We start from the raw sequence: 25516 nt of genomic DNA on the forward strand, positions 1-25516 counted from the left end.
ATGATAGTTTTCACTTATCCACAGTCATCAATCCGCTTCCAGAGCGCGTTTATGTCATTTTTGACTCGTCCGGTCGATGTGCGTATTATGCCCTTCCACTCACGCGGAAACAGTTCATAATATGATCTTTGAAGAAATCGTTCATCTAAAAGTGCAACAACTCCAAAATCTTTCTCACTTCTGATTACACGCCCTGCAGCCTGTAAAACCTTATTCATTCCGGGATATCTGTAGGCATAGTCAAAACCATCTTCACCACTCAGCTCAAAAAAGTCCTTAATTATTTCCCTTTCATTGCAAACAAGCGGTATTCCGGTACCTACAATAATTACTCCTATCAGACTGTCGGCCTTTAGATCTATCCCCTCACTGAATATTCCGCCCATAATACAAAAGCCCAGAACACTCTTTGATGGTTCAATATCAATCTCCATATTTATGATGCTTTGAAGGTCTATGTCATTGCCGGCTGTAAAACGTCCGAGAAATTCCTCTCTTTCCTCCTCAGACATAGTCTCGTTCTGAACGAGAATCTCAGTAGTGTTTTCATTGTAGAATTCCTGCTCATATATATAGCCCACTTCATCCATAAAGGCTCTTGAAGGAAAGAAAATAAGATAGTTCCCGCTTCTTGCATTCACAATGCTGTCAATGTATGCCGCGATTTTTCTATATTCGGACTCACTGCGCCTCGTATACTTACTTGTCACATCGGATGCTACCATCCTGCCACACCTGTTGCTGTCAAAAACCGAGTGCGCATAAATCTCAAAGTCTTCTGCTTTTCCTCCCAGAAGCTTCTTATAATACTGAATCGGAAGCAGTGTCGCAGAAAAAAGAATTGTGGATTTGGCCCGTTCCATACAGTTAGCCAGATTATCCGACGGATCTGCACAAAGGAGCTTTATCTTAAAACTGCCATCTTCATCTGTTTCAGCATATATGACATATTTATCATTAATAAGTTCATATATATTCGCAAATCTGGATATCTCGAAATAGAACTCCAGGATTTCATCCCTGTACATACCCTCAGCATGTTCCTCAAGCCATTTGGAAATAACAGACTGTAACAGGCTAAGCCGCTGGATTATAGGACTTATATCCTCAAGCACCTCCGCATCTCCCTCATTTCCCATGAGCTTTTCCATCTCAGCAGAAAGATTCCTTACTATGCCTGCCATTCTGGGATGCACTCCGGAAATAAGTGTTTCAAATCCAAGAAGCATATCCAGAACCAGCTCGGCGCTGTACATATTTCTTCCCCTGTCCAGAAGGTTATGCGCTTCATCTATCAGAAAAATATTGTCGCCGGTACTTCCTCCTGCAAAAAATCTTTTCAAGTAAATAAAAGGATCAAAAACATAGTTGTAGTCGCATATGATCGCATCAGCAAACAGACTCATGTCTAGTGATAATTCAAACGGACAGACTCTGTGCTTCTCTGCGTAGCTGATAATCGCTTCCCTGTCAAAGCTGTCTGAGTTCATCAGAAGGTCATATATGCAATCATTTATCCTGTCCATATGTCCTTCAGCGTAAGGACAAGCAACAGGATTGCAATCTGCTTTATCGAGAAAACATATCTTATCCTTGGCTGTAAGGGTTACCGTTTTAAATTTCAGCCCCTGCTCTCTTCGTAGCAGATCAAAGGTGTCCTCAGCCACAGTTCTTGTGATAGTCTTGGCTGTAAGATAAAATATCCTCTCTGCCTTTTCTTCACCTATAGCCTTCACAGCAGGAAAAATCGTACTTATTGTCTTACCTGTGCCGGTCGGAGCCTCCATAAACAGCTTCCTGCCATGATAAATCGTCCTGTAAACGCCGGCAGCAAGCTCCTTTTGACCGTCACGATAAGGAAATGGAAAATTCATTGAATGAATAGAGTCTCTTCTGATATCATCCCAGGTTGCAAGATACTCTGCCCACCTGTGGTACATATTCAGAAGGTCATCGAACCATTTTATTATCTCCTCCGCTGTAAAATCCTCTTCAAATATCTTGATTTCTTCGGTATCGATATTACAATAGGTGATTCTGACACTGATATGCTTTAATCCCTGCTGCTTAGTAATTATTGCTGCATAGCATCTTGCCTGAGCCAGGTGAACCTGATCAGCTTCCTTTATATTTTTAAGCTCTCTGTAGGTTCCCTTGATTTCATCAACAAGTAAGGGCTTATCTGCCCTCTCCATGACACCATCAGCTCTTCCGTCTATGGTCAGTATGTAGTTGCCAGTCGTATGTGAAAAACTAAGCGGGACCTCCGCCTGATATTCTGCTCCCATGCTCTTCTGAATCTTGCGGTGTATCCTTCCGCCTTCAAGCATAGCTGTATCCGGAGCATGATGTATTCTATTGTCAATATTGCCTGATCTGAGCAAGAACTCAACCAGGGTCCTGACTGAAATTTTAATATTTTTCATAAATATCCTAAATATGTCATCATACTAAGGAAGTTCTGCTCTCGCTTTGCTCGCCAGAACTAGCATACTCACTAGATTCAACTTCGTTTCATCAAGTGATTATGCTAAAAAAACTCCCCATGACAGTATATCATGGGGAGACCGTATATCAGATAAATATTATTAAATTTATTAGCAAGCTATTGCATGCTGACTAAGATATGTCTCAAAATCCTGGTTATGGCCGTTATATCTTACTGTAAGCGGGCAGTCGAAGTTAAGTCCAAACACACCAAGAATTGACTTAGCATCTACAGTAAAACGATTGTAAGATACATCTACGTCGAAATCGCACTTAGTTGCAGCGTTAACAAAATCCTTTACCTGATTCGGTGTTAATTTGATAATTTTCTTAAATTCCATAGCTTTAAATCTCCTTACTCGGATGATTATATCTCAAAATCCCGAAAAAATATTGTAGGTTTTCTTATAAATTTCTTAAGATTTTCTTAAAACGATTAAGTTAGCGTGTTTTCTGGACTTTTCATGAAAATTAATTCCAAATTGTCATGCTATTTCTTAAGAAAATCATCCAATATCTTGTGTTTAAAAACTTCTCACTGTAATTTTTGCTTGCATCCTAATAAAAAAAGCGCTTTAATTAATTAAAGTTTTTTTGAAAGAGGAGTATGGTTATGGAAAATCTTATTATTCCCAAGGATTACACTTCAGCATTAAACCTCCACGATACTCAGGTTGGAATTAAGACAGTTAAGGACTTTTTCCAGAATACACTTTCTGAGAATCTGAACCTTCTTCGTGTTACCGCCCCTTTGTTTGTAGCACCTGAGTCAGGTCTTAACGATAACCTTAATGGTGTTGAACGCCCCGTTGCTTTTGACATTCGTGAGGAGAATGAGCGAGAGGCAGAGATTGTACACTCTCTTGCCAAGTGGAAGCGTTATGCTCTTAAGAAATATGGTTTCAAGGTTGGCGAAGGTCTTTATACCGATATGAACGCCATCAGAAGAGATGAGATTCCCGATAATATTCATTCCGTGTTCGTAGATCAGTGGGACTGGGAAAAAGCCATTAATAAGGAAGATCGTAATTTTGACTTCCTTAAGGAAACAGTTCGCACTATATATAAGGTTCTCAGAAAAACTGAAAAGTACATGTCAATTCAGTACGATTACATAGAAGAGATCCTTCCTCATGACATTTTCTTTATCACTTCTCAGGAGCTTGAGGATATGTACCCTGGCAAAACTGCCAAGGAACGCGAATATCTCATCACCAAGGAAAAGGGTGCTGTTTTCATCATGCAAATCGGTGACCTACTTGCTTCTGGTGAGAAGCATGACGGCAGAGCTCCGGACTATGATGATTGGGCTCTTAACGGTGATATTCTCGTATACTACCCTGTTCTTGATATTGCTCTTGAGCTCTCATCAATGGGTATCCGTGTAGATGAGAATTCCCTTAAGACACAGCTTGAAAAAGCAGGATGCACTGAGCGTGCTGAGCTTCCCTTCCAGAAGGCAATCCTTAATAAGGAGCTTCCTTACACAATAGGTGGCGGTATCGGCCAGTCAAGACTCTGTCTTTTCTTCCTTAGAAAAGCTCACATCGGTGAGGTACAGTGTTCTCTCTGGGAAGAGAATTATACCGAATATGCAAGAGACAACGGTATTCCGCTCTTATAAGCATTTGTTATAATATGCACATTTGATGATATTTGATTTAGAGGATTTTATTTCTATATATAATTATTATTTATGATTATGCAAAATCTAGTTGACAAGCCTATAAAAATAGCATTAAATATATTCGACAAAAAAATTTAATACACTATATTTTGCTAGGGGAGCTTTGCTGAGATGATGGATTTCCCATCGACCCTCATTACTTGAACCGGGTAATACCGGCGTAAGGAAGCATTTATCAGTTATCACGTTTTGATTATCGATAAATACAAAGACCTCCCCGTAGCATATTTATACGAGGAGGTTTTATTATGTCATTATTTTTAAAACAGGTAGAGGATACCTATGAACTTACATCTGCAGGTTATGGTCTGCTTGTAGTTCTTCTTATTCTGGCTCTGATTGCAGCCTGCTTCTTCACCGGTAAGGATCACAAAAATCATTTCTCCGTTAAGCAGCTTGTGTTTGCCGCAATGTGCGTTACGCTCTCAACGGTTACCTCTATGATAAAGATCTTCGAGATGCCTATGGGCGGTTCAATCACCCTCTTCTCAATGTTTTTCATCACCTTTGTCGGATATTTATACGGACCGAGGGCAGGTCTGACCTCAGCTCTTGCCTATGGTCTTCTACAGCTCATAATTGGTCCATATATTATCAGTATTCCCCAGCTCGTATGTGATTACATCCTGGCATTTGGTGCTCTTGGTCTCTCAGGATTCTTCCAGAATAAAAAGTTCGGCATGATTAACGGATATATCATTGGTATTCTTGGAAGACTTTTCTTCTCAGTGCTCTCAGGTGTAATCTTCTTCGGACAGTATGCTGCCGACTATGGCATGAAGCCCTTTACATATTCACTTGCTTACAATGGTCTCTACATCGGCACAGAAGGAATACTTACAGTTGCACTTATAAGCGTCCCCGCAGTAAGACATGCACTAAAGAGAATCCGATATATGGCTAATGAAAATGATGTAAGAGAAAAACTATCATCAATAGCCTAAAAGCATTCGTTTACCGCAGCTTTCCGAGGCTGCCTGTCAAACTGATATTGTTTCACCAAGGGTGAAGGAGTAGATTATTCTCTCCTTCACCTTTTTTCCTGTTACTCTTTCAAGAGCATCACGGTAATAATCAAGCTGTATTGTGTACTTTTCTACCAGTTCCTTACCATCACGTACTTTATCGGTCTTATAGTCAAGAAGAACTATATCATCACCCTCCTCAAACCAGACATCAATTATTCCCTGGATAAGGACTAATTCCGATTCAGGAAATTCTTCATCTATCTTGTTAGCATTAATTCCCATCATGAAGGGAGATTCTCTGTGAAGCCTGCCGCTATCATAAGCAGCCTTCATCCGCTTACCTGTCTCACTGTTGTAGAAGGCGAGAATATCCCTCTCATCCACACTCTCTGAGGCATTCTCCGGCATTCTTCCCTCAGCTTCCATCTCATTCATCCACGTGTGAAGGTTCTTCACCTTAATATCGGGAGTTTTATTATCCTCATCGTAAAGAAGCTCCATTACCCTGTGATAGATGGTTCCTCTGGCAGCACCGACTGCCTTTCCTGTCTTTTCGCCCATAAATGCAGGTATAATTTCTTCATCATCAAATATTATGTTGGCAGGCTCCTCTTTCTGCTCGAGCTTTGCCCTCTTAAGTTCTGTAACAGTCGTCTTTACAAAGAGCTTATCAAAAGACTTAAAGGCATAGCTGTCATTAAACCTGCCATTAAAAAGCTCCTTTGCAGCTTTGTCCGCGCCATCTTCTCCGGATAGAAGTCTCTGCAGACTTACCTCTGCCGTAACTTCCTTACCTATTTCCTCTGCTGTAAGGTCGTCTCCTGATACAATCCTAAATGTAAACGGTGCTAATTGCCTTTCATTTTTCAGAGCATCACAGGACACACCACACAAGTCGCACAGCTCCTCGTATACAGGATGCCTTGAGAGTGCCATCAAAACCAGCTCCTGATAACAGTCTGCCTGACTCCTCAGGTAATACGGCAAAAGATATGGCTGTTCATCCTCCGCATGAAACAGATTTCTATAGCCCGAATATTTAAGAAGCTCAGTTCCCAGCTCACCATCTTTTGGCTTATCACCCTCATTGAGCTTTGTCTGTCCGGTCATAATGAGCTTATCCTTGGCTCTTGTCATGGCAACATACAATATACGCATCTCCTCGCCAAGAATATCCATTTTCATGTTTTCGCCCATGACGCTTTTACGCAAAGTCTTATATTTTATGCGCTTATCAAGATCTATTGCGTTAGCACCTATTCCCATGTCCACATCAAGGACTACCGACTGATTAACATCCATGTAATTAAATTTCTTGGACATACCTGACAGGAAAACAATTGGAAATTCAAGGCCCTTACTCTTATGAATACTCATAATGCGGACAACATCGGCGTTTTCATCCAGAATGTTGGCTTCACCGTAATCTACCTCATATTTCTCCAGCTGCTCAATATATCTCACAAAATGGAAAACGCCGCTAAAGCTGGTTCTCTCATAATCAGTCGCTTTTTCCTTTAACATATTGAGATTAGCGAGACGCTTTGTACCACCCGGAAGCGCAGCACAATACTCTCCATAATGTGTTTTATCAAGGATATCCCTGATAAGCTCGTTTACGGGCAAATACTCTGCCTTCCTCCTATATTCGTCGACTAAGTCTACAAAGTGTCCTATCTTAGCGAATAATTCATCAGATATATATTTTGAGATGTTATCATCTCCCGATACATTTTCTGTGGATTCACCCTTTACAGCAACATTTTCTGAGGCATCATCTTCACCAACACACCTGAGAAGAATATCGTAAAAGCTGCCACTGTCAAATTCACTCTTATCTGAATGTTTGTCATAAGCCTTGATCATAGCAAGTTCTTCGTCAGAAAAGCCGCCTATCACAGAGTGCATCACTCCGACGAGTGGCACATCCTGCCTCGGGTTATCAAGAATTCTGAGGAAATTAAGAACAGTAACAACCTCTGTAGCAGAAAAGTAACCTGTACGAGACTCCACATATGCAGGAATACCTCTGCTCTCCAAAACCTTTCTGAAGGTCTCATCCCATCCCTTGGTTGTTCTGAGAAGTATTACTATATCACCGTATCTGACACTCCTAAGCTTCCCGTCACCTCCTGAAACCACACCGGATTCCATCAGTTCCTGAATCCTTAACGCCACCGCTCTGGCTTCCAGTTCTCTGGCCTCGTCCGAAGCTGAGCCACCAACGTTTGTCAGAAGAAGCTCAGTAGCGAAAGCATCATCATCTGCACCTGAATCAGGGAAAGTTCCACCGGTAACAAGGCGCGCATCCTCATCGTATTTTACTCCGCCAAGGTCACTACCCATTATCTGCTCAAAGATAAAGTTTACTCCGTCCAGCACCTGAGACCGACTTCTGAAGTTGTTATGCAGAGAGATCTTTCTCTCAGGCTCACCCACTTCCCAGGAGTAGGTGCCCATTTTTTTCATGAATATTTCCGGCTTCGCAAGGCGGAACTTATAGATACTCTGTTTTACATCTCCAACCATAAATCTGTTGTAGACTTTTTCGGATTCACCGGACACAGCTGACAGCAAGCACTCCTGTACATCATTGGAATCCTGGTACTCATCTATCATCACTTCCTCAAAGTAGTCTCTGTACTGCTTTGCACCGCCGTTTAAGATTATCTCAAGGGCAAGGTGTTCCATATCACCGAAATCGATGATACCCTTTTCTCTCTTTTTCTCATCAAATCTCTCCTTGAAGCTGATGGCAAGACCTGCCAGTGTCTTAACCGGCATCTTTGCAAGCTCCATATGACTGCAGATAATATGCTTATCCTCGGCGAGATAATTGGTTGCAAGCTTCTTTATTACATCCTTCGCCTGGTCTCTGTAAGCCTTAGCCAATTCTCTCTTATCCAGATTTACCGAATCATCCTTTTTAGTCGGAAGCCTTCCAAAACTAATTCCCAGAATATCAGCTCTCAGTTCATCAAAGCTCTTATCATCACCTGTGTCTATGCCCTGTATCAGCTCCAGCTCGCTTTCAAGAAGAGACGCATAGTAATATGGGCCATCTGAATCCGTTGCCAGTCTAAGCGCCATCGAAAGGTTCTGAGCACATTCCTCTATCTTATGCTTTATGAGTTCCTTACTCTTCGTTACAAAAAGCATCTCTTCAAAATTATCTTCATCGGAAGAATAATCCTCTGCTCTCTTGCTAAGCCACTCTTCAGGAAAAGGCATACTCATGGCATAGTCGTATAGCTTTAATATATATTCCTCTACATCACTGTCCCTGCTTCCTGTAGCAAAATACTCCATGCAATTAAGGAAATCCTCATCGCCTTCCTCGTATTTTTCCTCAAGAAGCTCCTCCATCACATCGGCTTTTAGAAGGCGCATCTCACCCTCATCACCAACCCTGTAGGAAGGGTCAAGTCCTATGTCATTAAAGTTATTTCTTATTATGTATTGGCAAAAAGAGTCTATGGTAGTAATCTGCGCACCATGCACCAAAGTCTCCTGCCTCTGCAAATGAGCATTGTCAGGTTCCTCTGCCAGCTTTTTCTGTATTGCAGCAAGTATCTTCTCCTTCATTTGAGCAGCTGCTGCCTTAGTAAAGGTAACTACCAAAAGCTTGTCTATATCTATAGGATTCTCTCCTGTTATTCTCTGGATTATCCTTTCAACAAGCACAGTGGTCTTACCGGAGCCCGCTGCTGCAGACACCAGTACATTTGAATTCCTTGCATCTATAACTGATTGTTGTTCTGTGGTAAATCCCATATTAAACCCTTATCTATATATTTTAATAACGTCTTATACTCACACGAATCCATAGGATTCTTATGAGCATTACACTTATTCTGCCCCCAAGAAATCATCCATTCAACTCATGTCGTATGAGTTCTAAGACTTCATCATCTTTTTTACTTTTAAGTTCACGCATCTCATATCCGGGTATTGATGTATCAAAGCCGCATACAGACTTGAAATTGCAGTATTCGCAGGCAGTCCTGGTTTCCTGTGAATAAGGGTTGACTGCTATATCACCTTCAATAATGCTCTTCCCACTCTTCTTAATAAGATGATTGACATATTTTGAAACTTCTTCAAAATCATCGGCAGACATCACATCCGACCCGCTCTTACTAAATGCTCCATCCTTATTGAACTTAACAGGAATTACATCCGAAGCCTGCCCGGCCTCTTTGTCCAGCAAATCAACTACACTGCGATCCTCTCGAACAAGCCCCCTTGTCCTTAGCTGCTGCCTGATCATAAGGTTGATGTCTTCATCTGTCTGATCCTGTGATACATTCTGTCCGTCAAGCACAGGATCTGTGAGATGATAATACAAAATAGCCGCCGGAATTACTTCCTTGTTCCTGCTGCCTGCTTCAGCCATGCTCCTTGCAACATTCATATACATTACAAGCTGCAGCTGTAACCCATAATACAACGAACACAGTTCAAATTTCTTATTACCTGATTTAAAATCAATAATCTTAAGATACACATGATCTGCATCTTCGTAAGTATCTATTCTGTCGATTCTTCCGGTGAGCTTCATCTTCTTAAGAATGCGTCCACGCTCATCCTCTGACAACCCAATATTTATGGCGTCTATATCACCCGCTTCATCAAAAGAGGTTTCCATGCTCTTTGGCATAAAAGAGCCCTTACTTAACTGATACTGAAGAGTATCCACACTTCTAAAGAGAATCCTCCTTATCCTCTGCATCAGGTATTCACTTCGCTTACTACTCTCAAGAATATTACCGTTATAATCTGCAGTGAACTCCTTTAAGGCTTCATCCATTATCCTCTCACCCTGCTCTTTGTCAAAGGTGGTCCAGGTTAGATTCTCTTCCTCTAGCTTCCTGGAAAAGGTCTCCAATGCCCCGTGGAAAACAGTTCCCAGATCCGTCTGATCAAAAGTAAACTCTTCCCTTTCGTCCAGTCTTAACCCGTACTGTAGAAAATGAGCATAGGAACATCCTGCAAACTTCTCAAGTCGACTGACAGAATTCACCAGAAAATTACCATATAGCATGGATGCAACAGCCTCAGACAGAGGTTTATGCATGTAGCCTGAACCGGCAGCATAGACCATTTTCATGAGTCTGTCCCTATATCCCTCTGCCTCCATTAATGAATGAAAAAGAGCACTAAAGCTTTCCTCTTCATGTGAATCAAGATATCCTCTGGAATAATCCTGTATATGTGCAGCCACGTAATCCATTCCATTTTGGGGAGTCTCAATTATCTCCCCATCTGCTCTACCATCATATCGCTGTATTGACACTCCGGGGAACAGAGCTTTTACCTTACCGATAAGGTAAGCGGGCCTGATACTCTTGCCATCAGGATCAATATGCGCATATGACAAATAGAGTCTGTCCGAGGGCTTGGTAAGGTTCATATAGAGATAAAGTCTCTGAATATACATCTGCTGTCTGGGTGTGGGTGCAAGCTCGATATCTGTGAGAGATTCCGCAAGGTATTGTCTCTCAATATCGGAAATGATCCCTCCTGTTCCTGCAGACTTAGGAATAAGATCATCATTGACTCCGAGGAAAAAGAGAATCTTAACCTCATTAAGTCTTGTTCTCTCGATATCACCCACGACTATTCTGTCGACACTCTGGGGGATTGTGCCTATCTCTATATCTCCAAAACCAACATCAAGAATATCAGCGTATTCCTTCCATGTAAGCTTCTCATCACCCATTAACGCTGTCACCTGATCAAGGAGCGCAATAACCTTACGGAATATCACTGTATATTCTTTTTCCCTTATTCCATCGCCCTGATCATGAAAATATCTCTCATAATCGTCAACTCTCTGCCGGGCATCCAGCCCTGTCAGAAATTCATAAAGAGCCCTGGAATAATCCAGTACCGATTTGCCTTCTGCGGAAAATAAAGGCGCCAGTGACGAAACCACCCTCTCACGCAGGGCATTTATCTCATCAAGGTACTGTTTCTTTTGCTTCTCCAATATATCATTTTCAGTGTCCTTTAATTCGGACATCTTGAGTTTCCGCATAATTTGCTTAGGAATACGGTCAAAAGGATTATTCCACCCTTTATTCCCACGGATACCCATAGCTCGTACGTAATTTTCCAGTTTATCTGCTTCGTTAGAGGAAAGTGGAGACAAACCGCTTCTTAAATAATGAAACACTGCCTCAAAGCTATAATGAGAATTTACAGTAAGCAGTGCACTTCTTATAGCTTCAATAAGAGGATTAAGCTTAACTTTTCCTGTCTGATCCAGATAAACCGGTATACCATATTTATCTGCTTCCTCCGAAACCACCGCTTCATATCTCTCCAGTCCGCCGCACACAATTGCAAAATCGCGGTAATGCAGAGTCTTATCCTCCCTGATTAGGCTCCTTATCCTGGCCAATGCCATCTGCACTTCTTCGGTTACAGTATCAGCCTCAAAAATACCTATTTTTCCGGATACATCTTCATACTTCTCATTTCCGTATCTGAAAAGTCTCTTCTCAAGAAAAGCGAGCTCCGGATTATTGGCATGTCTTCCGAACTCATTGCCGTTAAGTACAATATATTTTTCCTTAATGTAATACTCTGACCAGCGCTCAAAATCAGGAACAGCCGCAGGATCATCGTATTTTTCATTCTCATATTCAAGGCGCAAAAGATCATGAGCTGTTTTCTTAGTAAGTAAAAACAGATCCTGTTCTGCGTTCCTGTCATAAATAAACGGATTCTCTCCCTGTCCGATCGTAAATGAAAAGATTACCTCCATCGAATATCTAAGCAGCTGTGAAATAACCTTATACTGCACAGGTGTAAATCCGGTAAATCCATCAAAAGCGATGACGCTGTCCCTAATCAGCTTTGAGGAAGGAATAGCTCTGCATAGCACATCGAGAAGCTCCTCCTGGGCGATATAATTTCCTTTGATATATTTTTTGAATTCAGAATAAAGAAGCTTAAGATCAAGAAGCTTAGACTTAAGTGCTCCCTTACCTTCGCAGGCTCCGATTATGTCGTCAAGCATCTCAGGCTCTATGCTGTATTGCATAAATTCAGAAATGGTGGACTTAACCTCGTCAATATATCCCATTTTATGCATGCTGCCACCAATAACAGGAAGCTTTTCCCTTATATTTTCAGCAACATGACGCAGCACCAGACTTTTTCCCATATCGTCCAGAACCTTTTCATGATCCTGTCCCACCTCCTCAAAGATACGGTGAGAAAGGCGCGAAAAGCTGACAACATCGATGTTCATGATGCCATTCATCGGATGCTGCTTAACAATATCAAGCTGCGTCTGCATGGTGAACTGATCCGGAACAACAATAAGAAAATTCCTCTCCGGCTCATTTATACTTCTATCAATTATCTCCTGTCTTATGTGATAGCTTTTTCCTACTCCCGAGGCTCCAAAAACAAAACGCAGCATATCAAAACTCCTTGAACACATATAAGTTACATACAGTCTAAATTTTACCACAAAAAGAGACATATATATGTCCAATATATATGCCTCCATTTGTGATATTATTAAATGTTTTGTTCTTAGTGATGGAAAAATCTCATACCTGTAAATGCCATAACCATCTCATGTTCATTGGCTGCCTGTATAACATTGTCATCTCTTACGGAACCGCCGGGCTGAGCTACATATTTCACACCGCTTTTAGCTGCTCTCTCGATGTTATCGCCGAAGGGGAAGAACGCATCTGATCCCAGTGATACTCCGGTATTCTTATCGAGCCATGCTCTCTTGTCAGCCTCTGTAAATCTCGCAGGCTTAACCTTGAAAAGATTCTGCCACTTGCCTTCTGCAAGAACGTCCATATAGTCAACACCGATATAAAGATCGATAGCATTATCTCTGTCAGCACGACGGATGTTATCAAGGAAAGGAAGCTCAAGAACCTGAGGTGCCTGTCTGAGGAACCAGTTATCTGCCTTGGAGCCTGCAAGTCTTGTGCAGTGAATTCTTGACTGCTGACCTGCTCCGATTCCGATTGCCTGACCACCCTTTACATAGCAAACTGAATTGGACTGTGTGTATTTAAGTGTTATAAGTGAAATCAGAAGGTCCTTCTTTGCAGCATCCGGAAGGTCCTTGTTTTCCGTCACAATGTTTTCAAGCATCTTGTCATCAATTACGATGTCATTGTGTCCCTGCTCAAATGTGATGCCAAACACCTGCTTCTTCTCAAGTGCAGCAGGCTTATAGGAAGGATCGATCTTGATAACGGCATAGTTACCGTTTTTCTTTGCCTTTAAAATTTCAAGAGCCTTATCCGTATAATCAGGAGCAATGATACCGTCTGATACTTCTCTTTTTATAAGTCTTGCTGTATCCTCATCGCAGGTATCGGAAAGTGAGATGAAATCACCAAAGGATGACATTCTGTCAGCTCCTCTTGCTCTTGCATAAGCAGATGCCATAGGTGAAAGGTCTCCAAGATCCTCAACCCAGTAGATTTTCTTTTCAATCTCGGAAAGCGGAAGGCCTATAGCAGCTCCTGCAGGTGATACGTGCTTAAAGGATGTAGCAGCAGGCATTCCTGTCGCAGCTTTTAATTCAGACACGAGCTGCCAGCCGTTAAATGCATCAAGCAGGTTAATATAACCTGGTTTACCGTTAAGTACCTCGATGGGCAGATCTGATCCATCCTCCATGAAAACTCTTGAAGGTTTCTGATTCGGGTTACATCCATATTTAAGGGCTAATTCTTTCATGTTTTTCTCTCCTATAGTCCGCAGCCTGGTGGCGGAAGTATTATTTGTTTTTGTTCACAATCCTTGTTTCATATTTTCCTGTAGCAATGTCGATGTAGCGTGTGAAGAGGGAGACTTTGTTGTCCTCGTTGAGATTTTCCCAAACCATCTTTGTGAATTCATCGATGTCACCGGAAATCTCTACCTCTGTAGGTTCACCTTCGTAGCTGGGAAGCGGATTGCCATCGCCCATATAGGTGTGGATGAAGTAGCCCTTGCCAGCCTTAGGATTTTCATATGTGTATGTAAATCTGAGACAGGAAGAAGGATCATTATGATCGCTCTTTAAGATAGACATTGAAATGTCATACTTTCCATCAGCAATGTGCATAAGTCCTGAAATTCTTGGTGTATAGTTCGGAGCATCCGGCTCGAACTCCCTTGTTCTAAGGGATTCCTCGAAGGACTGGCCTGCCTCCATGAGGTCATAGATTGTATCGGTCTGATCACCGTTTGTGACGATTGTGTAGTCACCTCTTACTCTTACAGGTGCATAGATTATAAGACTGGGATCCTCAAGCTTTGCAGGATCAAAAGCTTCTGTGCGGATACCCTCTCCCTCCTCTACAAAAACTCGATTTCTGCTGTTTTCACTTCTTCCCATGATAAAATAAGCAGTTACAGCATACTTTCCATCTGCACTTGTGCCAATAACGATTCCACGTCCGGGATAAGAATTTGAACTCAGTTCCTTTGCAAGATTTACCATTATTTCTCCTTTCGTACTATGCGCAGCTTTTTGCTTCACACATGAAATAAAAAGACCGCCTGAACAAGCCATATCACACGGCTGCCCAGGCGGTCGACAATTCATAATCAGCTGCACTTCCCTGTGGTTACCCACTCATCCGCCAGTCGTGCAACAACATTACTGTAAACTAAAATCATCAGAAATTCAACTAGTGTTTTTTACCAAAAATATCCGGATTTCAAAATCCAAATATTACTTTTTGAGTATTATTATCGGCTCTCCATAGCACTGGACTCCACCGCGGAACACCTCTACCTCACTATCGTCTATGAGATTTTTATAGATACCGTCTTCAAACGGCATACGCACATTTGATGTAGCACCCTGCAGTGCAAAAACTCCAACCGCTTTTCTGTCGCCCTTTTCAATCGTTGCAACAACAGTATGGTTCTCATATGCTTTGCAATCAAATATTCCCGTGGCAAAAATCTCATCCTTTTTAATATCGGAAAGCTTACAAATAAATCCTGACATATCTATGCCATTTTCAGGCTTAAGCGAAACGGTATCCTTATCAAAAAGGCTTGGAAGATGCGATACCCCAAACTCCTGTCCTGCATACACAAAGGGCATACCCTTTTGGAAGAACATAAATGCTGTAAAATTACGCAGCTCCTTCTCATCAGGAATAAGGAAATGAACCCTTGTCTGATCATGATTTTCAAGGAAATGGAGCTTAACATAATTATCGGGATAAATCACTTCCTGACGGTTCAGACTGTCAATATAAAAAGGAAGCGGCTTTTCTCCAACTAAATATTCAGCAAGCCCCGGATAAATATCATAATCATAACTGACATCAAAAGCCCTGAAAATCTCGCAATCGCTGTGAGCTGTTATGTCGCGTCCCCTTAAGTGAGTTATAAATGAATACTCGACAGATTCCGCAAGCCAGATGCAGCCGGGACGCACCGTCTCAACTTCTTTTCGTGCCTTTTCCCAGAACTCTACGGGAACAAGTGGTGCAACATCACAGCGAAAACCATCCACAAACTCAGCCCAGTACTTCAGTGTTTCTATCTGATAATCCCACAACTCCTCATGTGAATAATCAAGGTCAATAATGTCACTCCAGTCTCCTACACGGTTTCCAAAGGAGCCATCCTCTTTGTGAAAAAACCACTCCGGATGCTCTTTTGATAAAACCGAATCCGGCGAAGTATGATTATAAACAACGTCTATAATGCACTTCATGCCCTTTGCATGTATTGCCTTAACCAGACTCTTAAAATCATCAAGGGTTCCGAACTCAGGATTTATCGCACGATAGTCACTTATAGCATAGGGAGAGCCAAGGGTTCCCTTTCTGTTTTTGGTTCCGATAGGATGAACGGGCATCAAATAAACAATATCCGTACCAAGCGCTTTAATTCTATCAAGATCTTCTTCTACTTTTGCAAAAGTTCCCTCGCTACTGTAATTACGAACAAAAATCTGATACATCATCAGATTTCTTAAGCTCTTTGGTGTGTTATCCGCCATTTATTTACCTCCATAAAAAATACGACTATAATGAACAAAACTTGCATAGAACAACCTTTTTTCATTATAGTCGTAAAATCGAACGCATACAATCTTTTTGACGTCCTATAAATGTATAGTCCATCCGGTTTTTATCTGTTTCTTTATTTTTTTCATTGTAACAGGATCAAGGTGCGGCCAGGATATAATCTTCTGTGCTTTCTCAGTCACAAAGTATGCCTTTTCTGCGCATAGTGCAATTGGGGTATCCGACAACGAATCCGAGTAGAAATTATCAATTCTGGGAAAATTAATATCTATTATATATCTGGATTTTTCCTTAGCATACATCAGATTATTAACATACACACCTGTCTCTATGTCATATTCGGTAGCAACGTATTTCACACCAAGTCTCTTAGCTATTGGCCCAACCAGGCATTCCGGCGATGCACTTATTATAAGATCATCCGGGCGTTTCTGATCAAGATACCAGGGGGAAATCCTTTTTTCATGCGTGTCCCAAAACTCCTCAACCCGGGTATCAAAATCATCCACTTTTCCTAAAATCGAGAAAAGATGACGCATAAGCAGATAACTGGGCATTTTGTCCAGCTTATATAAGACCGCATCCACAAACAGGCGCGGTAAATAAGAGAAGCATAAAAAGGGCTTCTTTTTCATGTACCATAAGGCAAAATCAACTGTGCAGTTTAAATAGTAGATTGTTCCATCAAAATCGTACACATTCATATTTTGCTACCAGTTGTCCTCTAGTGCTACCACAAAACAGCTACCCTACCTCTTGGAAAACACATCAGATTACTCCTGCACAAGTACTCCCAGAATAACAAATCTGAGGTCATCACTGTCTGTGCAGGTAGAAAGAGTAACCACTTTACTGTCAGCATTCACCGGGTATTCCGAGTCCATATAGGATTTAAGTCTTACAGGTTCTGCATTAGCTACAAATACCTTGGAGGCTTCTCCAACATAGTTGTAGATTTCGTAATCCTTGGGAACGTCCATATATGCAAAGATCTTATATTTATAAACCTTATTACCTGTCAGTATGGCAAAATACTGATTATTAGTGTAATAATTCGGGTCCTCCCTGTATCTGCGAAGGTTTCCGAACATGGTTTTATCCTTCATATTGTGACCATAGATAATGGAATTGGAATCTGTAAAGTCTGCTGCCGATCTGCTATCCAGGAAAATAGAACCGGCCTCTGCAGGCTTTCCTTCAAAATCTGTGGTTAAGTATTTTTCATTATTATCACAGTGCATAATGGGGTAGCTGATTTCGCCGCCTTCCATATAAATCCAGCCCACAGCTTCAGGATACTGCTCAAGGAAAGATGCGAGCTCAGGCACGTTTATATCAGCACCGGGCATTGTAGTTTGCGATTCCTCAGATGCTGTTGCAGTTTCGGTTGTTGCAGAGTCATTTGCTGCCGGTTCTGTTGATGCAGACTCTGTCGTGGTCTCGGTTTCCGAGCTTGCATTTGTTTCTTCTGAGTCAGCTGCTGTCTCTGATGATGTTGTTGCTTCTGAATTAGCTGTAGTTCCTTCTGTTGCTGCTTCTGAATTAGCTGTAGTCCCTGTTATCGCAGACGCTGAGTCTCTTTTACCGGAATCAGCGGTTGTCGTACCAGATGATGTTGTAGACTGCTCTGAACCTGTAGTTTTTGATTCTTCTGTCTGAGAAGACTTTTGAGAGTTTTCATTATTTTCAGTCTTGGTCTGCCCAGCCGCCACTGTTTCTTCAGTCTTGGTCTGACTGTCAGTTTTCTCAGTCTCAGCCTTCCCATCTACTGTCTCTGATTTTCCGTTGTCTGCTACTTCTGTTTCTCCGGTTCCTTCAGCTATTTCTGTTTCCAGAGGTTCTCCGGTTTCTGCCTCTGCTTCTGCAACATCCTCTGTTTCAGGCTCTGCCTCTGTAACATCAGCTTCTACAACCTCAGATTCATTACCTGAATCATTAGTAGCTTCATTATTTTCAGAAGTAACAACCTCTGTTTCCTGTCCGGCAGGGCTCTCCTTCTTATCTGTTGTAGTTATTCTCCACACAAGACTGACTGCAATAGCAATCACCAATACAGCAACTGTGATTACTCTCTTTTTCCAGAGTAATCTAACTACCCATGCAACTGCTGCACATATCTTCTCCGGAATATAAAGGATAATGCTTAAAAATGTAATCAATCCAAGAGTGAGATATGTAACCTGCTTTGCATGATTCTTATGCTTTTCATTGTATGCTTTGGCACTAAGCACCATTTTTGTAAATAATTTGCTTTTTAAACTGCTCACGAAATTTTCTTCCTTACAGAATATACTAATATCTTGTTCTATTATTTTTTCAAGACAACTACACTAGTATACAGCCTTACTCAATTGCACTGCAAGAATATTTATTGTCAATGACTTTCTCTGCAACCACCACTTCGGCTGACTTTATCATACTATAATTCGTTTTCTTATAGTCTAAAATAAGTATTAAAAAAGCACTAACCATTGATAACTCTCAATGAATTAGTGCAATTATTCCTGAAAGGATATTGCTAATACTCTATGTTTACCCTCCTATCACATTCCATAAAGAACGCTTAAGCACATGATCAAGAATCTTTTCTTTCCGTTCCTGTTCAAAAATGTCTTTTTCAACCTCTTCACCATCAATTGTATATTCCGGACATTTTCGCGTATCATCTTCGAAATCCAGGCTCTCCCGAATGAACAGTTCTGAATTGATTTGCTGTTTTCCCTCTTTCGTAAAGTTGTAAATAAGGTAAGATACGGCTCCACCATAGTCATATTCATTTACCATCAGTCCATTATTTAGAGGATAGTCAAAACAGTTCATCTCCACACTGTCACTGGACCAACATACTATCTTATTGTTTTTCATGTTCATCCTCCAACATTTTCTTCAACATAGTTTCATTATTACAGCAGCCTGACTCCCGCGATTGCCTCCTGTATATCTGTGAGACCAGTATTTATGCGGCATACACATAGTACAATCCTCGATGATATCAATGTTTTCCTCGGATAATCCGGTACCCAGCATACTCCTTTTTACTACGCCTTTCAGGTCAAGCATGAATTTCCCGTTATCTTTTCGGTTATATAAATCGGTAGCTTTACCTTCCAGCAGTCTGTTTACTTCCTCAATAACTTCCTCTCCTACTTCAAAACAGCATCTTCCTATAGCAGGGCCTATACATGCCTTGATATTGCGCTCAGACGCGCCAAGGCTTACCATTTTCTTTACAGCTTCTCTCTCGATGTCCTGTACAGTACTGCGCCATCCGCTGTGTACCGCAGCAACGACACCTGCCTCCTCATCCGCCATCAGAAGTGGGATGCAGTCTGCAATAAAAATAACCAGCGGTACTCCCGACTCGGAAGTTACATACCCGTCAGCCTGAAAAAGTTCATCATAACCATAGGGTTTTCTCGCATGCTCTTTTCCTACTATCATCACATTATTCCCATGCACCTGCTGACCGCAGACGAACTCCTCTGCTTCTATGCCGCAGGAATTCAGGAACCTGTGATAATTCTCTTTAACATTCTCAGGCTCATCACCCCTGTTCATTCCCAGATTAAGTGAATTAAATATTCCTTCACTCACGCCTCCGGTCCTGGTAGAGAAACCATGAGGATATGATATAATTTGTGATTTTATTGTATTTATTTCTGACATATTATTCCCCCGATTCATGTAAGTCCCCTCAATATATCAGAAATACTATATTAGTGCAAAGGGAATGATCAAACTGAAAAAACGCTTAACTGTAGTAGTTAAGCGCTTCTAATCCTGAGTAAGATGTTTATCTCCAAATGCTTTTACCTTGTACTATTGACATATATTTTATACCTATATACAATATTCCTAGAAAGGAATATTTATGGAAGTCATTTTTTATAAAACCGAGCAAGGCGATAAACCTGCCGGACAGTTTATAAAATCAATCGAAGATTTAAAGTTGCGAGCCAAAGTCATTAGAAGTGTCAAATTACTTGAGAAATTTGGATAAGATTTAGGAATGCCTGATTCTAAATCACTTGGTAATGGTATATTTGAACTTAGGACAATACAAGGAAATAACATTGCCAGGTGTCTTTATTTCTTTACAGTAGGTGATAAAGCAATAGTAACAAACGGGATTATTAAGAAAACACCAAAGACGCCACCCGATGTCATTGAACTCGCAGAAAGCTATCGTGAAGATTATATAAGGAGGTTTGGCGATGAGTGATATAGATGAATTATTGGAAGAAGAATTAAAAGATCCTGAATTTGCAAAGGCATGGGAAGAAACAGAAATTGAATATCAGATTAAAACCATGCTTATCCAGGCAAGGCTTGAACATCACATGACCCAAAAGGAGCTTTCCGAGAAGTCTGGTGTACGTCAGTCTAACATCAGCCGTATAGAAAAGGGAGTGTGTATTCCTACTATTCCTACTCTTTGCGAAATTGCCAAGAGTTATGGAAAAAAAATAAAAATAGAGATGGTATAAATATTTATATATCGAAGGCACTTTCCAGTTGGCAGTTTATTTCCATCGTTTTTTGGCAGTTAACAACCAGCACTTTCATATAACGCCCACGGATTAATATATTCCGTGGGCATTTCCATGTTTATTAGGTCTCTCCCAAAAATTTTCCCATCATTACGAAATTTGTGGATTCATAATAAGATAGCTTTGAATAGAAATGTTTGTGCATCTCATCGTTCACACTGTTTAGTTCTATGATAGAAGCGCAATTCTTACTAACTTCTTGTTCCAGTATCTTTATAAAGTCAGTACCATAGCCTTTTCCTTGAAAGCCTTTAAATATTACAATCTCATCAAGAAAGTAGCCTCTTATATCATCGAATTCCTTGAAGTAACCCATTAAATATCCGGTTATGCTGTTATTATCATCAAGCTGAACCATGCACATAGAGTCTTCCATAGTAAGTACCTGGTGGATTCTTTTGTATGCCTTTTCATATGTCCAACAGCAATCTTCCACAGTGTTATAATATTCAATGTTCTTTTCTACTACATACGCCAAATCTTGTTCTGTCATTAGTCTGTAATTCATGATTTACCTGCCTGATATATTTTTAATCAACAAGTATAATCTTATCACAGTACTGTAGATGTAGAACAGAACTCATTAAAAGGGTATGTCGAAGCTTTTCATTCCAACAAGGCTATCCAACGTACTAAATTTATCATAATCATTCTGATTTTATCCTCACCAAAATATTCAAATAGCCAATGGAAATGATTACTATAGGACTCTATAGTCTTTTCTGACAAGTTCTAATCTCCGGGAAATATATAGATTCTCCATGAATACCATATATATCAGACTTGAAATCACATCTAAATTCCAAACTTTTTGTAAGCTTTAACTCTAAAAAATCAGTCATAAATTGCAGCATCCTCATCTTCATAGAATTTGGGCTGATATATCACAGTAGTCTTCCCGAATCGATTTCGTATCTTCTCAATCTCTGTATCATCTTTTGTATTCTCATCACAAAAATATACTATATCAAAACCATCCTCCCTTACAGTCTCCGGATTTATGAATACCCACACTCCATATAAGTCCGACAGCTGTTCTGGCTCAACATGCATTCCAACTCTAAGATCTTCCATTGTTAGTTTAGCTTTAACCATAGCATTACCTCTCTTTCAAAACTTCTCAAGAAAGCATTCTCTTGGCACTTTTAATGTTACACTCTTAACGTGAAAAAGCAATTAATTTTGTCAAAAATATTTCGTTGAAAAATTATGATAAATATCGTAACACACATACCCTACTGACAGAATCATATCAAGATTATAAATCTTAGGTTTTCTTCCGCCGGTACTTTTATCGGAAAAACCGATAGAAGTCCCATCGAGTTCTCCGGTATCAATGATATTATTTATATGCTCACTTAGAGTAGATTGCTTAACACCAAACAGTTCTCCCATGATCTTCGGTAACAGCCCTCAAACTATCAATCAGAACTACTTCACTACTTCAAATATGAGGACTGCTCGTGAGACACTAAACAAGAGAAAACCCGGGCAGAAAAATGGTAATCATAACAAGCGTTTGGTAATCAATATTTTTGACAATAAAAAAATCTGAGACGCAGATATTATCTACATCTCAGACCTATTAAACCAATGAGACACGTGGGAATCGAACCCACGACAACTTGATTAAAAGTCAAGTGCTCTACCAACTGAGCTAGTATCTCATATATATGAACTGCAAAAGCAGTGATATATCAAAACTGGGCTAGCGGGATTCGAACCCACGAGTGCAGCAGTCAAAGTGCTGTGCCTTACCGCTTGGCGATAGCCCATCATACACAGCAAGATGTGCCTACATAAATAATAACTCAGATATAAAACTAAATCTAGAAGTTATTGCCCTTACAAATAAAAAAGGGTGGATAGTGGGACTCGAACCCACGGTCTCCAGAACCACAATCTGGCGCGCTAACCAACTGCGCCATACCCACCATACACTCAGATCTATATTAAAATCTGAAAAATGTGCCCGAAGGGATTCGAACCCCCGACCCACGGCTTAGAAGGCCGTTGCTCTATCCAGCTGAGCTACGGACACATGTTTATCGCAATCTCGCGGCGACATTTATAAAGTATAAAGTAGAGTTCCAATTATGTCAATACGAAAATTGATATTTTTTTCAATTTCTATATTTATTTACTTTTCCGTATTATACCATATCAAAATTACGTCTTCCACAACTAATAAAAGAATTGCATATCATACTGTGCTTCTGCAATAATATAGTAAATACCGAGGCAGTCGGAAAGTCTTGATTTTTCCGATTGTTTCTTCATCTAAGGAGCCAACAATGGGCAATTTATTCAAGGATAAAGTTTTTTATAATAAGTTAGTACGTCTCACTCTCCCTATTGCATTTCAGAGTCTGATGCTGGCGGCAGTTGCAGCCGCGGATGCGGTCATGCTGGGAAGAATCGAGCAAAATCAAATGGCAGCAGTGTCTCTTGCAACACAGATCCAGTTCGTCCAAAATATGGTACTTACCGCCGCAACAGCTGCAGGAGCCATCCTTGGAGCACAGTATTATGGAAAAAAGGACAGCGACACCATCAATAAAATCTTCGGCATGATGGTACGCGCCGTTGGCATTGTTTCAATTATAACTGCTGCTGGATGCCTGATTATACCTGTGCTTCTTATGCATATTTTCACCCATGATACGGAACTTATCAGAATCGGTGCATCCTATCTGAAAATAGCAGGCTGGTCATATCTCTTGACAGGCATAGCTGAATGCTACCTTGTAATAATGCGTATAACCGACCATGTAAACCGCAGTGCCCTCATAAGTACCGGTGCTGTTGTTCTCAACATTATTCTCAACTCCGTGTTTATTTTCGGACTGTTCGGGTTACCTGCAATGGGTGCAAACGGCGCTGCACTCGCAACGTTGATTTCCCGCATAATCGAACTCGCTTGGGCTGTTTTTTCCGCTCATCAGAAAAGATTTTTACATCCAAATTATCGATACATCTTCTCTTTCTTTGCCGATCTGGAGAAAGATTTTATAAAAGTATCTCTTCCTTTATTGGGCGGAGGTCTTTTCTGGGGTGTTGGTTTTACTTCCTACACCGCCATCATGGGTCACCTTGGAAGTGACGCCGCTGCCGCCAATTCTGTAGCTGCTGTTGTCAGAGACCTCTTTTGCTGTATGTGTAACGGCATAAGTAGCGCCGGAGGAATTATGGTTGGTAATGAGCTGGGTGCCGGTAAGCTTTATAAAGGAAAAGAGTATGGCATCAGGCTTGCAAAAATATCATATATCATCGGATTCCTTTGCACAGCCCTGGTTCTTCTTGTCACTTATCCTGTCGTTAATTTTATGAAACTGACCGATTCTGCCAAAAGCCTTCTCATCGGCATGATGATCGTCATGGCTTTTTATATGATTGGAAGGTGCGTAAACACCATCATCATAAACGGAATCTTTGGCGCAGGTGGTGACACGCTTTTCGACGTGTACAGCCTGGCTGTTTGCATGTGGTGTCTGGCTATACCAACCGCAGTTTTAGGTGCCTTCGTTTTTCACTGGCCAATAGTTGCAGTCTATGCCTGCACGTGCCTTGATGAGGTAGGAAAAATTCCATGGGTAATGTATCATTTCAAAAAATATAAATGGGTCAAGGACCTCACCAGGGTTTCATAACGCAATTATATCTAATGGCATTTTGTAAAAGTCGTACGATTTTTACGAAGTGCCTTTTTAATTATATCTGCAAACAGCTCTGCTTCCTTTGCTGCGCATAATCTTATAGAATACGCCGTTGCTGATTGAATCCTTAATATAGGAATTCATGATATCCTTATATCTGTGTTTTCCATCCTTTTCATAATGAGAAACCAGTGACAGGAAAATGTCATCCTCATATTCCAGGTAAAGGACATCTCCATCTTCCATCTTTATCAGGACGATTTCCGTTTTTTCATCAAGCGCTATTCTTGTATACTCAAAGTCCTCACTCTTAAGGAAACTGGTGATATCTTCAACCGCACCAACCATTGCCTCTGTAGCCTGATCGATGTCGTCAGGTGCAACGTTTTCCGTCATGATCTCAGTTTCAGGAGAACTATCTGTACCAGGCTCGGAATTATCTGTTTCTTCAATTGAGATTTCTTCTGTTGCCTCAGGATTCATCTCTTCCGGTTCAATAGCCAGTTCTTCCTGTTCAGAAGCTGTCTCATCTGTTGTGATATCAGCCTCGGTATCTAATGCCAGATCCTCTTCGCTTTGAAGCATGTCATCTACAGGGATTTCCACATCGGGAATATCAAGATCAAGCTCAGGAACTTCTATCTGTATATCATCAGTGAACTCCTCTACCTCAGGCTCCACTTCTTCTATAGGCTCATCCAAAATTGCTAGCTCTTCTTCCAGTGAAAGACCGGATTCTTCTTCGGTAGCTTCTACTGATGTTTCTTCAGTTGAAAGGAGTTCATCTAATAATGCTTCCTCGGATGCTGGTGTTTCTTCTACTGCAGGCGCTGTCTCAGCTACTGGCACTTCCTCTACCATTTCAGCAGGCACTTCTTCTGCCGCAGGTGCTGGTGTTTCTTCCACTATTGGTGATGCTTCTGCTACGGGCACTTCCTCAATCATAGGAGCAGGTGTTTCTTCTACTGCTGATGCTTCCTCCACTATAGGAGCTGACTCAGCCATTGGTACTTCTTCTATCGCAGGGGCAGGTACTCCTTCCACTATCGGTGCTGCCTCAGCTACCGGCGCTTCCTCTACTGCAGGTGTAGGAGCTTCCTCTATTACCGGTGCTGCCTCGGCTACCGGCACTTCTTCT

At 41.1% G+C, this 25516-nt stretch carries 19 protein-coding genes, 4 tRNA genes, 1 pseudogene and 2 riboswitches; of the genes and pseudogenes, 5 read left to right on the forward strand and 19 right to left on the reverse strand.

The window, feature by feature from the left end; all coding sequences use genetic code 11:
- Positions 1 to 14: 14 nt before the first annotated feature.
- Together G602_RS0121465 and G602_RS0121470 are read right to left on the reverse strand one after the other, a co-directional pair.
- Complete coding sequence (locus G602_RS0121465) at positions 15 to 2426, reverse strand: ATP-dependent DNA helicase (RefSeq protein ID WP_026660867.1); 2412 nt, start codon at positions 2424 to 2426, stop codon at positions 15 to 17.
- Between the two features lie 171 nt (positions 2427 to 2597).
- On the reverse strand, positions 2598 to 2828 hold the full coding sequence (locus tag G602_RS0121470; RefSeq protein ID WP_026660868.1) for an HPr family phosphocarrier protein: 231 nt from the start codon (positions 2826 to 2828) through the stop codon (positions 2598 to 2600).
- 272 nt (positions 2829 to 3100) lie between these two features.
- Here G602_RS0121470 and asnA point away from each other — a divergent pair, with 272 nt between their 5' ends.
- Both asnA and G602_RS0121480 read left to right on the forward strand, forming a co-directional pair.
- Positions 3101 to 4111, forward strand: a complete 1011-nt coding sequence (gene asnA / locus G602_RS0121475; RefSeq protein ID WP_026660869.1) for an aspartate--ammonia ligase — start codon at positions 3101 to 3103, stop codon at positions 4109 to 4111.
- A gap of 147 nt (positions 4112 to 4258) precedes the next feature.
- Positions 4259 to 4358, forward strand: a riboswitch (TPP riboswitch).
- A 64-nt stretch (positions 4359 to 4422) separates the two neighbouring features.
- Entirely contained in the window at positions 4423 to 5118 is a 696-nt protein-coding gene (locus tag G602_RS0121480) for an energy-coupled thiamine transporter ThiT (protein WP_026660870.1), read from the forward strand.
- Positions 5119 to 5154: 36 nt separating this feature from the next.
- Here the strand turns inward: G602_RS0121480 and addA are convergent, their stop codons facing one another.
- The 9 genes from addA to pgeF form a co-directional block, all read right to left on the reverse strand.
- Positions 5155 to 8916: a helicase-exonuclease AddAB subunit AddA gene (gene addA, locus G602_RS0121485; protein ID WP_026660871.1), complete on the reverse strand. Its 3762-nt coding sequence runs from the start codon at positions 8914 to 8916 to the stop codon at positions 5155 to 5157.
- 94 nt (positions 8917 to 9010) lie between these two features.
- Positions 9011 to 12577, reverse strand: a complete 3567-nt coding sequence (locus G602_RS0121490; protein ID WP_044933244.1) for a PD-(D/E)XK nuclease family protein — start codon at positions 12575 to 12577, stop codon at positions 9011 to 9013.
- Positions 12578 to 12693: 116 nt separating this feature from the next.
- Positions 12694 to 13872, reverse strand: a complete 1179-nt coding sequence (locus tag G602_RS0121495; protein ID WP_026660874.1) for a phosphoribosylaminoimidazolecarboxamide formyltransferase — start codon at positions 13870 to 13872, stop codon at positions 12694 to 12696.
- Positions 13873 to 13912: 40 nt separating this feature from the next.
- Positions 13913 to 14620 (reverse strand): IMP cyclohydrolase, encoded by a 708-nt coding sequence (locus G602_RS0121500; protein ID WP_044933087.1) that lies wholly within the window; start codon positions 14618 to 14620, stop codon positions 13913 to 13915.
- A gap of 76 nt (positions 14621 to 14696) precedes the next feature.
- Positions 14697 to 14780, reverse strand: a riboswitch (ZMP/ZTP riboswitch).
- 74 nt (positions 14781 to 14854) lie between these two features.
- The gene (locus tag G602_RS0121505) at positions 14855 to 16144 is read right to left on the reverse strand and encodes an alpha-amylase family glycosyl hydrolase (RefSeq protein WP_026660876.1); all 1290 of its coding nucleotides are present in this window, start codon (positions 16142 to 16144) and stop codon (positions 14855 to 14857) included.
- Between the two features lie 105 nt (positions 16145 to 16249).
- Positions 16250 to 16876 (reverse strand): HAD family hydrolase, encoded by a 627-nt coding sequence (locus G602_RS29475; protein ID WP_049945396.1) that lies wholly within the window; start codon positions 16874 to 16876, stop codon positions 16250 to 16252.
- A gap of 69 nt (positions 16877 to 16945) precedes the next feature.
- Positions 16946 to 18439 carry a class B sortase gene (locus tag G602_RS29480; RefSeq protein WP_049945397.1) on the reverse strand — a complete coding sequence of 498 codons (1494 nt, stop codon included), beginning with the start codon at positions 18437 to 18439 and terminating at the stop codon, positions 16946 to 16948.
- A gap of 265 nt (positions 18440 to 18704) precedes the next feature.
- Entirely contained in the window at positions 18705 to 19037 is a 333-nt protein-coding gene (locus tag G602_RS0121525) for a hypothetical protein (protein WP_026660877.1), read from the reverse strand.
- A 21-nt stretch (positions 19038 to 19058) separates the two neighbouring features.
- Positions 19059 to 19838, reverse strand: coding sequence for a peptidoglycan editing factor PgeF (gene pgeF, locus G602_RS27935; RefSeq protein ID WP_044933089.1), 780 nt, complete (start codon positions 19836 to 19838; stop codon positions 19059 to 19061).
- 343 nt (positions 19839 to 20181) lie between these two features.
- Between pgeF and G602_RS31960 the strand changes: the two genes are divergently transcribed.
- Entirely contained in the window at positions 20182 to 20394 is a 213-nt protein-coding gene (locus G602_RS31960; protein ID WP_330369241.1) for a type II toxin-antitoxin system RelE/ParE family toxin, read from the forward strand.
- Positions 20387 to 20659, forward strand: coding sequence for a helix-turn-helix transcriptional regulator (locus G602_RS0121540; protein WP_026660878.1), 273 nt, complete (start codon positions 20387 to 20389; stop codon positions 20657 to 20659). Before G602_RS31960 ends, G602_RS0121540 begins: the two co-directional genes overlap by 8 nt.
- Before the next feature lie 124 nt (positions 20660 to 20783).
- Here G602_RS0121540 and G602_RS0121545 read toward each other — a convergent pair whose 3' ends face one another.
- The 7 genes from G602_RS0121545 to G602_RS0121580 all read right to left on the reverse strand — a co-directional run bounded on the left by G602_RS0121545 (position 20784) and on the right by G602_RS0121580 (position 22763).
- Positions 20784 to 21230 (reverse strand): GNAT family N-acetyltransferase, encoded by a 447-nt coding sequence (locus G602_RS0121545; RefSeq protein WP_242835699.1) that lies wholly within the window; start codon positions 21228 to 21230, stop codon positions 20784 to 20786.
- 326 nt (positions 21231 to 21556) lie between these two features.
- Positions 21557 to 21817, reverse strand: coding sequence for a hypothetical protein (locus G602_RS0121555; protein ID WP_026511227.1), 261 nt, complete (start codon positions 21815 to 21817; stop codon positions 21557 to 21559).
- Positions 21818 to 21907: 90 nt separating this feature from the next.
- Positions 21908 to 22117: a hypothetical protein gene (locus G602_RS27945; RefSeq protein ID WP_044933092.1), complete on the reverse strand. Its 210-nt coding sequence runs from the start codon at positions 22115 to 22117 to the stop codon at positions 21908 to 21910.
- Positions 22118 to 22316: 199 nt separating this feature from the next.
- Positions 22317 to 22389: transfer RNA gene (locus tag G602_RS0121565), tRNA-Lys, on the reverse strand.
- A 36-nt stretch (positions 22390 to 22425) separates the two neighbouring features.
- A tRNA-Gln gene (locus tag G602_RS0121570) sits at positions 22426 to 22497 on the reverse strand.
- A gap of 85 nt (positions 22498 to 22582) precedes the next feature.
- Positions 22583 to 22656 (reverse strand) — tRNA-His (locus G602_RS0121575).
- A gap of 33 nt (positions 22657 to 22689) precedes the next feature.
- Positions 22690 to 22763, reverse strand: a tRNA-Arg gene (locus tag G602_RS0121580).
- Positions 22764 to 23016: 253 nt separating this feature from the next.
- On the opposite strand from G602_RS0121580, the gene G602_RS0121585 reads away from it, so the two are divergent.
- On the forward strand, positions 23017 to 24372 hold the full coding sequence (locus G602_RS0121585) for an MATE family efflux transporter (RefSeq protein ID WP_026660880.1): 1356 nt from the start codon (positions 23017 to 23019) through the stop codon (positions 24370 to 24372).
- A gap of 57 nt (positions 24373 to 24429) precedes the next feature.
- On the opposite strand, the pseudogene G602_RS29485 reads toward G602_RS0121585, so the two are convergent.
- Positions 24430 to 25516 (reverse strand): annotated as a pseudogene (locus G602_RS29485) (hypothetical protein); the annotation flags it as partial.

Source organism: Butyrivibrio sp. AC2005, assembly GCF_000424145.1.
GTDB lineage: Bacteria > Bacillota > Clostridia > Lachnospirales > Lachnospiraceae > Butyrivibrio.